The organism is Mesorhizobium sp. B2-3-5 (genome assembly GCF_006442395.1).
Lineage (GTDB): Bacteria > Pseudomonadota > Alphaproteobacteria > Rhizobiales > Rhizobiaceae > Mesorhizobium.
In genome coordinates this window covers 115,157-129,437 of record NZ_VFVX01000002.1, presented here as the reverse complement: position 1 = coordinate 129,437, position 14,281 = coordinate 115,157, and the positions used below count along the sequence as shown (strand labels likewise).

The 14,281-nt window shown below is 61.4% G+C and carries 14 protein-coding genes and 1 tRNA gene; 5 read left to right on the top strand and 10 right to left on the bottom strand.

What is annotated here, in order from left to right:
- Window positions 1-44: 44 nt before the first annotated feature.
- The 7 genes from FJ958_RS03405 to FJ958_RS03375 form a co-directional block, all read right to left on the bottom strand.
- The gene (locus FJ958_RS03405; RefSeq protein WP_140739421.1) at window positions 45-863 is read right to left on the bottom strand and encodes an MBL fold metallo-hydrolase; all 819 of its coding nucleotides are present in this window, start codon (window positions 861-863) and stop codon (window positions 45-47) included.
- Window positions 860-1,660, bottom strand: a complete 801-nt coding sequence (locus FJ958_RS03400; RefSeq protein ID WP_140739418.1) for a TatD family hydrolase — start codon at window positions 1,658-1,660, stop codon at window positions 860-862. The genes FJ958_RS03405 and FJ958_RS03400 overlap by 4 nt, the downstream gene beginning before the upstream one ends.
- Window positions 1,660-3,213, bottom strand: coding sequence for a methionine--tRNA ligase (metG, locus tag FJ958_RS03395; RefSeq protein ID WP_140739415.1), 1,554 nt, complete (start codon window positions 3,211-3,213; stop codon window positions 1,660-1,662). The genes FJ958_RS03400 and metG overlap by 1 nt, the downstream gene beginning before the upstream one ends.
- A 137-nt stretch (window positions 3,214-3,350) precedes the next feature.
- A complete protein-coding gene (locus FJ958_RS03390) occupies window positions 3,351-4,406 on the bottom strand; it encodes a DNA polymerase III subunit delta' (protein WP_140739412.1) in 1,056 nt (351 codons plus the stop codon).
- Complete coding sequence (gene tmk / locus FJ958_RS03385; RefSeq protein WP_181176268.1) at window positions 4,403-5,077, bottom strand: dTMP kinase; 675 nt, start codon at window positions 5,075-5,077, stop codon at window positions 4,403-4,405. Before tmk ends, FJ958_RS03390 begins: the two co-directional genes overlap by 4 nt.
- An 80-nt stretch (window positions 5,078-5,157) precedes the next feature.
- On the bottom strand, window positions 5,158-6,321 hold the full coding sequence (locus FJ958_RS03380; protein WP_140739406.1) for a D-alanyl-D-alanine carboxypeptidase family protein: 1,164 nt from the start codon (window positions 6,319-6,321) through the stop codon (window positions 5,158-5,160).
- A 98-nt stretch (window positions 6,322-6,419) separates the two neighbouring features.
- Window positions 6,420-7,658: a septal ring lytic transglycosylase RlpA family protein gene (locus FJ958_RS03375; RefSeq protein ID WP_140739403.1), complete on the bottom strand. Its 1,239-nt coding sequence runs from the start codon at window positions 7,656-7,658 to the stop codon at window positions 6,420-6,422.
- Between the two features lie 276 nt (window positions 7,659-7,934).
- Here FJ958_RS03375 and FJ958_RS03370 point away from each other — a divergent pair.
- A tRNA-Ser gene (locus FJ958_RS03370) sits at window positions 7,935-8,024 on the top strand.
- Window positions 8,025-8,513: 489 nt separating this feature from the next.
- On the top strand, window positions 8,514-9,194 hold the full coding sequence (locus FJ958_RS03365; RefSeq protein WP_181176267.1) for an outer membrane protein: 681 nt from the start codon (window positions 8,514-8,516) through the stop codon (window positions 9,192-9,194).
- 29 nt (window positions 9,195-9,223) lie between these two features.
- Here FJ958_RS03365 and FJ958_RS32515 read toward each other — a convergent pair whose 3' ends face one another.
- Both FJ958_RS32515 and FJ958_RS03360 read right to left on the bottom strand, forming a co-directional pair.
- Window positions 9,224-9,442 carry an Arm DNA-binding domain-containing protein gene (locus FJ958_RS32515; protein WP_348642191.1) on the bottom strand — a complete coding sequence of 73 codons (219 nt, stop codon included), beginning with the start codon at window positions 9,440-9,442 and terminating at the stop codon, window positions 9,224-9,226.
- Window positions 9,443-9,625: 183 nt separating this feature from the next.
- A complete protein-coding gene (locus tag FJ958_RS03360; protein WP_140739397.1) occupies window positions 9,626-10,519 on the bottom strand; it encodes a LysR family transcriptional regulator in 894 nt (297 codons plus the stop codon).
- A gap of 156 nt (window positions 10,520-10,675) precedes the next feature.
- Between FJ958_RS03360 and FJ958_RS03355 the strand changes: the two genes are divergently transcribed.
- From FJ958_RS03355 to FJ958_RS03345, 3 genes are all read left to right on the top strand, one after another.
- A complete protein-coding gene (locus tag FJ958_RS03355) occupies window positions 10,676-11,623 on the top strand; it encodes an alpha/beta hydrolase (RefSeq protein ID WP_210243439.1) in 948 nt (315 codons plus the stop codon).
- Between the two features lie 97 nt (window positions 11,624-11,720).
- Entirely contained in the window at window positions 11,721-12,689 is a 969-nt protein-coding gene (locus FJ958_RS03350) for an alpha/beta hydrolase (protein ID WP_140739394.1), read from the top strand.
- Between the two features lie 153 nt (window positions 12,690-12,842).
- Window positions 12,843-13,376 (top strand): NAD(P)H-binding protein, encoded by a 534-nt coding sequence (locus FJ958_RS03345; protein WP_246679473.1) that lies wholly within the window; start codon window positions 12,843-12,845, stop codon window positions 13,374-13,376.
- Between the two features lie 376 nt (window positions 13,377-13,752).
- On the opposite strand, the gene FJ958_RS03340 is transcribed toward FJ958_RS03345, so the two are convergent.
- Window positions 13,753-13,986 (bottom strand): hypothetical protein, encoded by a 234-nt coding sequence (locus tag FJ958_RS03340; protein WP_140606901.1) that lies wholly within the window; start codon window positions 13,984-13,986, stop codon window positions 13,753-13,755.
- Window positions 13,987-14,281 lie beyond the last annotated feature (295 nt).

The window sequence follows — 14,281 nt, the reverse complement described above, 5'->3', positions numbered from 1 at the left end:
ATTTGGCCCAAGGAGCCGAACATCCTCATAAGACGTCGTTCGTATCACGTTGTTTCATAAGGAATTTCGATCACCATGCCGTCATGGGCCGGGGTGACATTGGCCGGCACTTCGCCCTTGACCGTGGCATAGTCGAGCGGCACGTGCATGTGCGTCAGCACGGCGTGTTTCGGGGCCAGCTTTTCGATCCATTCAAGCGCCTGGCCAAGCGACAGGTGGCTCGGATGCGTCCTGTATTGCAATGCGTCGATGATCAGAACTTCAAGGTCGCGCAACCTTTCGACGGTGGCATCGGGAAAGTCGCTGACATCAGGGCAGTAGGCCAGCGTCCCGACGCGAAAGCCGAGCGATATGATGTCGCCGTGAACCTGTGGCAAAGGCTCGAGGGTGAGGGCACCCCCCTCTCCCTCGATCACCACCGGCCTGGCGTGGTTGATGATATGGGCTTCGACGATCGGCGGATAGGAACTGCCTGCTGGCGTCTCGAAGCAATAGCCGAACGCCTGGCGCAGCCGCAGCATCGTTGGCTGGTCGGCGTGGATATCGATCCGCTGGCGCTGATCGAGGACGAAGCCGCGTAGATCGTCGATGCCGTGGATGTGGTCCGCGTGCGGATGGGTGTAGACGGCCGCGTCAATGCGCCTGACAGAGGCCATCAACATCTGCTGGCGGAAATCCGGTCCGGTGTCGATGACGACGGTCGTGCGATTGCCGTTCGCGGCGATCCGCTCGACCAGCGCTGCCGTGCGCATGCGCCGGTTCCTTGGATTGTCCGGGTCGCATTTGCCCCAGTCGCCGGTGATGCGTGGCGTACCTGGCGACGAGCCGCAGCCGAGAATGGTGACGCGCAGGCTGTCGCTCATGCGTTGGACGCCCGCTGATCCGGGCGCGGCATTTTTCCAAACAGCCGAAAGAAGTTGTTCGTCGTCAACGCAGCGATTTCAGCCTCACTGACGCCAATCGTCTCGGCCAGCACCTTGGCGGTTTGCGCGACATAGGCCGGCTCGTTCCGCTTGCCGCGGAATGGTACTGGCGCCAGGTATGGCGCGTCGGTCTCGACGAGCAGCCGGTCATGCGGCACATCGGCGGCGATGGCGCGCAATTCGGCAGAATTCTTGAATGTCAGTATGCCTGAGAACGACACATAGCCGCCAAGCGAAACGCCCACCTCGGCCAGCCGGCGACCCGAAGAGAAACAGTGCAGGATGAAAGGAAAGGCACCCTTCCCCGTTTCCTCCTCGAGAATATCGGCCATATCCTCATCGGCGTCGCGCGAATGGATGACCAGAGGCAGTCCGGTTTCGCGAGCGGCGGCGATGTGCGCGCGAAAGCCCCGCGCTTGCGCATCACGCGGCGCCTTGTCGTAGAAATAATCAAGCCCGGCCTCGCCGATCGCCACCACCTTGGAGTGAGCCGATAGACGGACAAGGTCGGCGGCAGTGACGTCGAGCTCTTCTGCGGCATTGTGCGGATGGGTGCCGACCGAGCAATACACCTCGTCGAAAGTCTGCGCGATTTCAAGAATTTGCTGAAATCGCTTCACACGGGTCGATATCGTCACCATGCGGCCGATGCCGGCCGCCACGGCGCGGGCGACAATGGCCGCCCGCTCCTCGGCGAAATCTGGAAAATCCAGATGGCAGTGGCTGTCGACGAGCATCAGGCGTTCGCGTCCGGCTGGTCGACGTAACGCGGAAACACACCTTCCGGCACAGGCAAGGCGGAACCCGGAACAAGCGCATGGTCGGCGTGGACGTGCACGAAGTCGCGCCTGTCCGCCGGCACAGCCAGCAGGTCGAGCAACTTCGAGGCCGATCCCGGAATGTAGGGCTGGCAAAGCACCGCCACGCGCCGGACCACTTCGGCTGTCGTCCACAGCACCGTTTCCATGCGCTCCGGGCTGGTCTTTCTCAGCGCCCATGGCTCCTGCCCGGCGAAGTACCGATCGGCTTCCGCCACGACGCCGAAGATCGCCGCCAGCGCCAGATGAATGCCCTGTTCGGCCATCGCCTTGCGCGCGGCGGCGAGAGCGGCCACCGCCTGATCCAGGATCGCGCTGTCGGCATCCGTCAGGTCGCCGCGCTTCGGCACGACGCCGCCGCAATTCTTGGCGATCATCGACAGCGAGCGCTGCGCCAGATTGCCGAGGCCGTTGGCGAGATCGGCGTTGGTGCGGTTGACGATCGCTTCATGGCTGTAGCTGCCGTCCTGGCCGAACGGCACTTCGCGCAGGAAGAAATAGCGTACCTGGTCGAGGCCGTAATGCTCGATCATGGTGAACGGGTCGATGACGTTGCCGACCGATTTCGACATCTTCTCGCCGCGGTTGAACAGGAAGCCGTGGCCGAAAACGCGCTTCGGCAGCGGGATGCCGGCCGACATCAGGAAGGCTGGCCAATAGACCGCATGAAAGCGCACAATATCCTTGCCGATGATATGTGCATCGGCCGGCCAGAAACGCCAATTCTCAGCCTTTTCATCGGGATAGCCGACACCGGTAATGTAATTGGTCAACGCATCGACCCACACATACATCACGTGCTTGTCGTCACCAGGCACCGGCACGCCCCAATCAAAGGTCGTGCGCGAGATCGACAGGTCCTTCAGCCCCGATTTGACGAAGCTCATCACCTCATTGCGACGCTCGGCCGGGCCGATGAAGTCGGGCTGGCTTTCATAGAGGGCAATGAGCTTGTCCTGGTAGGCCGAGAGGCGGAAGAAATAGCTCTCCTCCTCCACCCATTCGACAGGCGTTCCCTGTGGTCCATAGCGGACATCGTCGGGACGGACCTCCGTCTCCTCCTCGCCGTAATAGGCTTCGTCACGCACTGAGTACCAGCCGGCATAGCCGCCCTTGTAGATATCGCCATTGGCGTCCATCGCCTTCCAGATCGCCTGCGAAGACGCGTAATGCCGTTCTTCCGTGGTGCGGATGAAGTCGTCGTTGGAGGCGTTGAGCGCGGCCGCCATGCGCTTGAAATCGGCTGAATTGCGATCGGCCAGTTCGCGTGCCGAAATGCCTTCGCGCTTCGCCGTCTGCAGCATCTTGATGCCGTGCTCGTCGGTGCCCGTCAGGAAGAAGACTTGCTTGCCGTCGAGCCGCTGGAAACGGGCGAGCGCGTCGGTGGCGATCAGCTCGTAGGCATGGCCGATATGCGGCTTGCCGTTCGGATAGGAGATCGCGGTCGTGATGTAGAATGTGTCGCGTGACATGAATGAACCGTCATGAATGTCTGAATGGAAGCCGTGGCGTGGATATCGCATCGGAATGGCGATTGCCATCCCGAGACCAATGCATGCCGCCAAAAGTGGCCCCGGTTGTGGGGCGACGGCATGCATCAATAAGGCCGTCACATTCGCATCGCAGAATTCAGGCGGTCGATCATGGTAAGAGCGTGCTGCTTCTTGTCGAGATTGTAGGTGTCGGTTTCAGACATAGCGTCCAGCGCCTCGTGCCAAGTGTCCGACAGCGCTTTGGCACGCGCAAGATCCCCGTCCAGGGCAGCCCGGCTTGCGGCGTCCGACAGCAGATCGAGCGCCCGGCGATTGAAGATGTCGAACTGGATCGCCTGATCGCGTCCGGCGACGGCCTCGGCAAGGCGGTAGTTTGCACCGACGTCGCTCTTTCTCGTCGCCACAAGCGCATCGAGCGTCTGGGCGATCTCCAGCCCGCCATACTGCGTCAGCAGGATGGCGTTGCGGGCGCTGCCCCCTGCCCGTTCGACCAGTGCCGCCTGTGCTGCCGGATCGTCCGGAGGCGGCGGTTCGGCGGTCTTCAGCACCGCCAGCAAGTCGTCGGCGTCGAGCGGCGTCAGGCGCACCACCTGGCAGCGCGAGCGGATCGTCGGCAGCAGGCTGCCCGGCGCATGGACGATGAGAATGAACAGCGTTCTTGCCGGCGGCTCCTCGAGGTTTTTCAGCAAGGCGTTGGCGGCATTGGCATTCATGTCGTCAGCGGGATCGACGATCACCACCCTGTAGCTGCCGTCATGCGAGGTCAGCGACAGGAAGCGGCTGACCTTGCGTATCTCGTCCACGGTGACGACGGTCTTGAAGCTCTTGGTCTTGTCGTTCAGCGGACGGGTCAGGTGCAGCACGCCGGGATGTGCGCCGGTTGCGATCTGGCGAAACAGCGGCGACGCCGGATCGGGCACGGCAAGCCTTTCCGGAGCCTGATCGAAGGCCGGGTATTTCAACAGATGATGCGCAAGATGGAAGGCCAGCGTCGCCTTGCCGATGCCGACCGGTCCGGCGAAGATCAGCGCATGCGGCAGCTTTCCCGACCGATACGCGGCGGCGAGCATGCCGGCCGCCTGCCCGTGTCCGACGAGACGGGGCGTTTCGGCAGGCTCGGGCACGCCGTCCAGCGTATCGTGCTGTTCCGGCGCGATGCGTTCGAAGATCATACCGGTGCGGCCTGCCTGTTGCGCGCGGGTGCCCTTGCCTCCAGCGCCGCGAACACGGCCGCGGTGACGACGTCCTCCACCGTGTTAGGATCGGCCGACGCGTCGACGACGATGCAGCGTTCCGGCTCGGCCGCGGCGATGGCCAGGAAGGCATCACGCCGGGCCTGATGGATGGCGAGCGTCTCCTTTTCGAAGCGGTCGGCGCCCGCGTCACTGCCGCGCCGCAGCGTCGCGCGCCTGAGGCCCTCGGCCGGATCGATATCGAAGATCAGCGTCATGTCCGGCATCATGCCGTTGATCGCGACCTGCTCCAGCGCTTCCATGAACGCCGGATCGATTCCACCTGTAACGCCCTGGTAGACGCGCGAGGAATCCAGGAAGCGGTCGCACAACACGATGGTGCCGCGCTCGACCGCGGGTCGGATGACCTGCTCGACATGGTCGGAGCGCGCGGCGGCAAAGAGCAGCGCTTCCATCTTCGGCCCGAATGGCTCGGCGGCGCCTGAAAGCAGCACATGCCTGACCGCTTCGGCGCCTGGCGAGCCACCCGGTTCGCGTGTGAGCAGGACATCATACTTCTTGGCGCGCATCTTTCTCGCCAGCCGCTCGATCTGCGTCGACTTGCCTGCGCCCTCGCCGCCTTCGAAGGTGATGAAAAATCCGCGCGCCAATCGAAAGGCCTTATCCATGTTGGAGTGGATTGTTGCGCTCTAGATAGTCCGCGTTCGGGGAAACGTCCATGCCGTCGGTGCTATCGCAGCCAGCCGATCGCCAGTTCCTTGACGGCATCGAGTGCGCGTTGCGGCAAGGTGCCGACACTGATCGACTCGGCGGCGAAGAGTGGCGTCTCCTGGCTCAGCGTATCACCGATCCAGACGCGCAGCGCGCCTACCGGCTGCCCTGCCTCCACGGGAGCAGCGACCGGGCCGGTGTAGACGATCCGGGCCGTCAGCTTGTCGCGGTTGGTGATCGGCAGGAAGATGTCGATCGGCCCTTTTGCCTTCAGCGTCACGCCGGATTTCGCGCCGCCGAAAACCTGGGCCTCGCCGATCACCTCATCCTTGGCGAAAATCTCGGTTTTCTCGAAGGACCGCGCGCCCCAGTCGAGCAGCTTGCGCGCCTCTTCGGCGCGTTCCTTGTCACTGGCCAGCCCGCTCATCACCGCGATCACCCGGCTGCCGTTGTGGCTGGCCGAAGCGACGATACCGAAGCCGGCCGCCTCGCTGGCACCGACAACCAGGCCATCGGCGCCGATGTCCATGGCCAGCAGCGGGTTACGGTTTTTCTGGGTGATCTTGTTCCAGGTGAAATCCTTCAGCCCATAGTAGCGATAATAATCCGGGTAATCGCGCCACAAATGCAGGGCAAGCTGCGCCAGTTCGCGCACGGTCGTCTGCTGGCCGTCCGCCGGCAGACCGGTCGAATTGACGAAAGTCGATGTCTTGAGGCCGATCTGGCGGGCGCGTTCGGTCATCTGCGCGGCAAAATTGTCCTCGGATCCGGCCATGCCTTCGGCGATGACGATGCAGCCGTCATTGGCAGCCTGCACGGTCACGCCCTGGATCAGGTCCTCGAGGCGGATCGCCGATTTGAGCTTGGCAAACATGGTCGACGTTCCCGACGGCGCGCCGCCCTTGCGCCAGGCGTTTTCACTTACCACGAACGTGTCGTCGAGCTTGAGGCGCCCGGACTTGAGGGCGTTGAAAACCACTTCCATGGTCATCAGCTTGGCCATCGAGGCCGGCGGGATCGGCTTGTCGGCATCTTTTGAGAACAGCACCGTGCCGGTATCGGCATCGATCATGAAGGCCTGTGCGGCCTTGGTCTCGAAAAGCTGTGCGCGGGCTGGGGTCAGAGAGAGCAGGAGACCGAGAAGAAGAACCCCGGCAAAAGGCTGAAGCAAGCGAAACTGCATGAAATTCGACCCGTTGGCCGGTCCCTCCGGCAAGCCAGCGAAACTATCGGGCTTTTTCCAGGAGGGATCAACTGTTCAGCGGAAATCCGTGTCGCTTATCAGTCGCGCACAGCCAGTGCATCGGGCGCGCCATGCGTCCACGCCGCCTGCAGCAATTCGTCCACCCCGCCATGGCCATCCGGATAGAGATTGACCGCATACCAGTCATTGCCGTCGAGATCGGAACGCTGGATCTCTATTCTGCCAAAGGGCTCGAGTGCGGCGGCCACGCGCTTGGCTTCAGCGGCATTGTCGAAGGTGCCGGCGGCGACATAGTCGGAGGTCGACGCTGACGCCTTCGGATTGGATTTCTTCCACGACCGCAAGATGTCGGCCGGTGACATGCCGCTGTCGTCCAATGCGGCAAAAACATCTGCACGCCGCACACGTTCATCCGCATAGGACAGCGAGGCCACGGCGAATGGCGATTGCGGCGGCAGGCGGATGTCCGGGCGCTCTGGCACGATCGGACCGAAATCGGGCAGTGCCACGTCGCCGAAAGCCGGCGCCTGCGCCTGCGCCTGCGCCGACAGGGCAGCCGGCTGAGCGAAGGCCGGGCCGGAATCCGTCATCTGGCCCGGGAACGGCGCGGCGGCAGCACCCACCGGCAGACTCGGCGAAGGTCCGTTCATGGCGACCATGACGCCACTCGGCAGGCCGTCCGACGGGTCCGGGCGCCTGTTGCCGGGGTGGTAGGAGGCCATCAGGTACTGATCGTCATTGCCGTCGAGCGGCGCGCGCCCGACATATTCCACCTTCACCTCGGCGGTGCCGATATTGGCATAGTCGAGCATCTCCGCGGCACGCTGCGACACGTCGATGATGCGGCCTTCGTGGTAAGGTCCGCGATCATTGACGCGCACGATGACCGAGCTGCCGGTCTTGAGATTGGTGACTCGAGCATAGCTCGGCAGCGGCATGGTCGGGTGCGCCGCCGTCAGGTGCGCCATGTCGTAGACTTCGCCGTTGGCGGTCAGCCGGCCGTGGAAGGCATCGCCATACCAGGAGGCCAGACCAACCTTGGCGTAGCGCTTTTCTTCCTTCGGATAATACCACTTGCCGCGAACCTGGTAGGGCTTGCCGAGCTGGTCGCGGCCGCCGCCACGCCGCATGAAGGCAACGCGCGGGCTGGCTTTCACGCCATATTCGGTTTCGGCGAAATATTCCTTGGATCGATGCTTGGGATTGACCATCGCCTTCGGCTGCGGCGACGCACAGGCCGCCAGCAAGGCAGCCGACACGGCAAACAGCGCAATCGTGGAAGCGCGACGAAGACGCGGGCGCGTCGCAGCCTGCATTTTCCTGAAATCCCCTACAGTCTCAATCAAAGACGTCGTCGTTTGACATCAGAGGAGCCAAAGCACTCACTCGACAATACCAAAGGCGACTAGAACCCCGATCCTTTGTGCGCAGGAATTGTTTATCACGATATTAACCGATTGTGGCCGGAAGCGGGCAAGATTGTGACGCTGCTTGCCGCCACTTCGCCAGCCACACGGCGCGCGCGTCATGGAAGCCGGTTGACAGGTCTTTGTCAGGCACACTAGAGCAGTCGCCTGTGATGCACAGTCACTGGAGGGATGGCCGAGCGGTTTAAGGCACCGGTCTTGAAAACCGGCGTGGGCGCAAGTTCACCGTGGGTTCGAATCCCACTCCCTCCGCCACAACTCTAGTAAAATCAAAGGCTTGAGCCTGTTTTTGGTCTTGCCATAACCCATGACACACCGCAAAATCGCCCGCGCTATCGTGCGTTTGACGAATGCGGGACCGAATGTCTACCGATCGGTCTATGTCGATTGCGCGTTCATGGACGCAGCAGGGAAGGCTGTCCAAGTGGGTAGCGCCCTTGTGTCCAATCTCAGTCCCGGCGAAAAGGCATTTGGGCACGCAGATACAGACGCCTCAGCCGTGAGGATTGCGAGTGTCGCGTGCTGGGTCGACCGGACGCAGCCCTAGCAGGCGTGTTGCGTTAAGCTCCTGAAAGGGGGCCGGCTTGCTTGCCCCCGTGGATGGAGAGCAATTCGAAACCAGCCCATGTTGCCAAATTACAACCTGGTCGGGGAAAGTGCGCACTTCACCGCTCGCTTACATTCCGTTGCGGCGTTTGTCTGATATATTCAGCCTTCAATGAAGCGTCTACGCGGGGACGGGCAATGAAATACATTCTGGCAGCGGCGTTTCTCAGTGCCACTCTCACGTCGGCAATGGCGGCTGATATTGTGAATGAGCTTCCAGTCGCTTCCACGTATGACTGGACCGGTGCCTATATCGGCGGCCAAATTGGTTATGCTTGGGGCCGTGATCATATTCAGGACGAAATTCTCGGGGGCGGGCTTTCGGATTATTCGGATAGCTTTAGGCTCCGTGGCGTTACCGGAGGTGTTTTTGCCGGCTACAATGTGCAGTGGGGCAACATCGTCGGCGGCATCGAAGGCGATATCGAGGCCTCCGGTATTGTCGGCCACAATCCCGACTGGCCGTTCGGCACTGATGACAATACTCATATCGACGCCCAAGGCTCATTGCGCGGCCGCTTGGGCTATGCCTTCGACAATTGGCTACCCTACGTGACCGGCGGTCTGGCCCTCGGGGATATTCACACTAAGTTCGAAGACGGGGCGGCAACGGATTCCCAGTCAAAAGTTAAGGCTGGCTGGACGGTTGGTGCTGGCGTCGCCTATGCCTTTAACAAAAACTGGGTCGGTCAGGTCGAATATCGTTATACCGATTTCGGCAAGGTTACGACGGCCACCACCAACACTGACTCGTCCTTTGTAGAGCACGAAAAACTCAAAACCAACGAGGTCCGAATCGGGATCGCCTACAAGTTCTGAATTGTGCGACGCCCTTCGCACAGCCGCAGCTATTTTCGCTCTTGCTCCGTGCCTTGTCCGTAGCCTCCAAGGCCAAGCTCTGCCCGCTTGCCGCCGCGCTTATGGATGAAGAACCATTGACGGCTGCCGCCCTTGCGAACGCGCAGGAAAAGACCGTCGCTGTAGATGCCAGGGTCAACTAGCCGCTTCAAACTGGTGTCGGTGAACTTATGCCGCGCTATTTTCGTGTCCCGTTGCCATAACCGCATACGTGACATTATTGATTTTATCGGCGTTTACAATGGGTTATGGCCAGTAAATCAACAGAAACGGCGGAGAGGCAGCCACTCCCTCCGCCATTTATGCCACCACTCCAGTACACCTCCAGGCGTGCCAATCACCGCCGATTGCGGCACGATGTCTTGTTTCGGAGGGGTGTCCGCTCAAAGCATTTATGCCCGGAAGCGCAGTGTCTCCACAAAATGGGTGAAGGCGGACGAAGCGTGCCGTCGGTGCGGATAATAGAGGTGATAGCCCGGCAGATCGGGCGTAAACCGGCTCAGCACACGTACCAGCCGGCCTCCATCCAAATGATACTGCACCTGGTCGAGTGGTAAATAGGCGAGGCCGTGACCGTCGAGCGCGGCATCAAGGATCAGGTCGATGGTATTGAAGACGAGCGGCCCGTCGACCTTCACCCGCGTTTCGCGGCCGCCGCGCATCAATCGCCATTTATTCAGTGTGCCGGAAGTCGGCAGCCGCAAATTGATCGCACGATGATCGGTCAGTTGCGCCGGCGAACTCGGAACGGCGTGCGTGCGGAAATAATCCGGCGAGCCGACGATCGCCATCGGGATGTCAGGCCCGATACGCACCGCTATCATGTCTTTCGCCATCTCCCCGCCGAGCCGGACACCAGCGTCGAAGCGATCAGCCACGACATCGGCGAGGCCGTAGTCGACGGTGAGATCCACCGCGATGTCCGGGTTATCCGGCAGCAGCCGCTTCATGGCCGGGACAATGATGGTCTTCGCCGCGTGCTCGACGGTGGTGATACGGATTGTTCCGGTCGGGCGGTCGCGCAATTCGCCGAGCGAGGCGATGGCGGCATCCAGGTCGTGCAGCATGGGACCAAGCGTCGCGATCAGCCGCTCGCCCGCCTCTGTGGGCGCCATGCTGCGCGTCGTACGCGACAGTAGCCGCATTCCCAGCCGTTCCTCGATCCGCCGCACGATCTGGCTGAGCGCGGATTGCGCCATGCCGAGGCGTTGAGCCGCCTTGGTGAAACTACGTTCCTCGGCAACGACTACAAAGGCCGCCAGATCGGCAATCTCATCCCGCCGCATTCATCACCTGAGTGATAGACCCAATAAGAATTAACCGCCTATTTCATGCAATCTTTCTGCGCTAGATTCTGTTCATTCACAAGGGCGTTCAAAGCAAACGTACCGTTCGCGTTCAACGCGGCGGGCCGCGCGCACTTCAACGGAAGGAGACTGGAAATGGACAAGATCAGCTTCGCCAATTCGAACAACAAGACGATCACCATGTCGGCGGTGATCAATTTCCCCGCAGGCTTCGACGAGAAACGCAGCTATCCCGCTATCGTCGTCTCGCATCCCGGCGGCGGCGTAAAGGAGCAGACGGCTGGCACCTATGCCAAGAAGCTGGCGGAACGAGGGTTCGTCACCATTGCTTTCGACCGCTCCTACCAGGGCGAAAGCGGCGGCGAGCCGCGCCAGCTCGAAAATCCCTACATCAGCACCGAGGACGTCAGCGCCGTCATCGACCACCTGACCACGCTGCCTTACATCGACAAGGACCGCATCGGTGCGATGGGCATCTGCGCTGGTGCGGGTTACACGGCGAACGCCGCGATCCAGGATCGCCGCATCAAGGCCATCGGCACCGTCAGCGCCGTCAACATCGGCTCGATGTTCCGGAATGGCTGGCAGAATACCGTCCGGTCGATCGACGCCTTGCCGCTGGTCGAGGCCGGCTCGAACGCCCGCACCTCGGATGCCAGTGGCGCTGCGGTTGCGACCATGCCGCTCGCGCCATTGACGGAAAAGGACGCGCCAAACGAGGAACTGCGCCAGGCCTGGGAGTACTACCACACGCCGCGGGCCGAATGCGCAACCGCACCCGGTTTCGCGACGCTGCGCAGCCTGAACCAGATCATCACTTACGATGCTTACCATATGGCGGATGTCTACCTGACCCAGCCCATACAGATCGTGGCTGGAAGCATGGCGGGTTCGAAGTGGATGAGCGACGACCTGTTCGACCGCGCCGCCAGCACGGACAAATCCTTCCACGTGGTAGAGGGCGCCAATCATATGGAGCTCTATGACGGCCAGAAATACATCGACGAGGCTGTTTCGGTGCTCGCGCCGTTCTTCCAGACGAAACTTTCCACCGCGGATGCCGCGAAGGCCGCAGCGGAGTAACACCGCAAATCCGAACCCCAATCGCCGGGCTGCGCCAGCGCCGAAGCGGCTCCCCGCGGGTGAGCGGACAGCCGGTATTAAGTCAGGAGAGCACACCATGAAATCCGTCCAAGTCCAAAACCCCGACATGGCCTGGCACATCGCGGCGAACATCTTGTTTCCGCCGGGCTTCGACGAGTCGAAGAAATTCCCGACAATGATCAGCGTTCATCCATTCGGCAGCTGCAAGGAGCAGACCTCGGGCAATGTCTACGGCAAGGCGCTCGCTGAGCAGGGCTTCGTCGTCATCGCTTATGACGCTAGCTTCCAAGGCGAATCCGGCGGATCGCCGCGTTGGATCGAGGACCCGACGCAGCGGGTCGAGGATGTCAGCCGTGTCATCGACTATGCGGTGACGCTTCCCTATGTCGATGAAAACCGCATCGGCGTGCTCGGCGTCTGCGGCGGCGGGGGCTATGCGGTGAATGCCACCCTGACCGAAAAGCGCATCAAGGCCGTGGTCAGCATCACTGGCGTGAACATCGGCCGGCTGTTCCGTGAGGGCTTCAGCCAATACGATCCGCTCGGCGCGCTCGAAGCGATGGCGGCGCAACGAACCAGGGAGGTCCGAGGCGGCGAGCTTCAAGTCAATGAGTTGCTGCCCGCCAGCCCGGAGCAAGCCACCGAGAACGGCTTGACCGAGCGGGACGTTTTCGAGGCGACGGACTACTACAAGACGCCGCGCGGCCAAAAGCCGGGTGGTGCGACCAAGATGCTATTCTCACATGCGCAGAAGACGCTCGCCTGGGACGCGTTCGCCTTTGCCGAGACGCTCCTCACGCAGCCCGTCATGGTGGTGGTCGGCCAGAAGGTGGGTGCCTTCGGAGCCTATCGCGACGGTATGGAGATATATGGCCGCGCGACCGGCTCGAAGGACCGCCAATTGGTCTCGCTGGAAGACTGGTCGCATTACGACCTCTACGACAAGCCCGAGCCGGTGGGCATGGCGCTCGAAAAGCTTATTCCGTTCTTCAAGAAGCATCTGGACGAGCCGGTCGCCGCACGCCGACGCGACGCAGCCGAATAAGCATCTTTGATCGAGGATATCAGCCGGTCCTGCTCGTCCGCCTGGCGAATGGATGGGGCCGGAGATGAGCTCTGGTGCCAATGAGCACGTCGCATAGGACAGGCGCGATCGGCCTTCGAGCCTGCTCAAGACAGTTTCATGAGGAGAAGAAAAATGACGAAGGTGCTTATTCTCGGCGCAAGCGGACAAATCGCCCGCCATGCCATCGGGATGTTGGCCGACGAGGATGATGTGCGGCTGACGCTGTTCGCCCGCAACGCCGCCAAGCTGGTGGAAGTGCCCGCCAATGCTTCCGTCATACAGGGCGACGTCCTCGATGCCACGCAACTCGGTGCGGCGGTGAAAGGACAAGACATCGTCTATGCCAACCTGACCGGCGAAGACCTCGATGCACAGGCAAAAAGCGTCATCGCCACGATGCAGGCGGCGGGAGTCAATCGGTTGATCTTCATCCTGTCACTGGGAATTTACGATGAGGTTCCCGGCAAGTTCGGCGAATGGAACAACGCAATGATCGGCGAGGACCTGAAACCCTTCCGCCGCGCCGCCGATGCCATCGAGGCATCGGGGCTGGAATACACCGTTATCCGCCCCGCCTGGCTGATGGATGAGAATGAAGTGGACTATGAGCTGACACGGCGCGATGAGCCGTTCAAGGGCACGGTCGCAAGAGCGTGGCCGATCTGATCGTGAAGATCATCCGCGCGCCGGACCTGCATGTGCGCGGCAATGTCGGCGTCAACAAGCCGGGGACCGACGGCGAGAAGCCCTATTTCATGTAAGGTTACCGCTATTGTTTAGAAGAGGCAGAACGCTCCTTAACCAGTGAGAACAGGCCCGGCGTCGTGAGCTACCGTCTCCGAAACAGTCAGAAGAGCCTGACAGAGCAGGACAAGCTAGCCGAAAACCAGGTGCGATTTCAATGAGTTCCGGCTGATCTTCAGTTAGCATCTTGGAGGGTTAAGGCGTAGACGAGTTCTCATCGCCATCCTGCACAGCCGCAGCAATCCGCGGCGATAAGGGCGCGGCGATGGCAAGCCCGCGCGACGCACCAGGCGATTGCTCAGTCGGATTGCTGGGTGCGCTCGGCGATCGCGAATGCCTGCAGATTCTTGGCCTTGCCGATATCCTGATCCGCGTTTGCGATGATCGAAAAGAAGGCCGCTCTCGCAATGTCCTTCTTCGAGGCGTTGGGATGCGCTTTCTGAGCTGCCTTGACAAGCTGCTTGGGAGACATGTCGGGCGTGACGATCCTCATGAGGGTGTCGCCGATCGCACTCATTTCACTTGCGTCCATGATGGGATGTCCTGTGCTGACCGTAAGACTACAATAGCAAGGACCATTCGCGGCTGCCAAGATGGTACCTGAAATAGAAAACCCCACCGGCAGGGAACCGGAGGGGTTAGTCCTGGGAGGACGCGGGTCGCGCTGCGTTCGCCAACCGCGCGCTCGCCAGATATCCCCCTGTTGCGACACCTATGTGACAGTGGCGTCCGCCGCTCTCGCATTGCCCCGTTAGAAACATAGTCCCGAAGCCCCAATATCAAGCCTTTGGAAAGGAGAGATGTGGTTCTGTTCAGAAGCCCAGGCG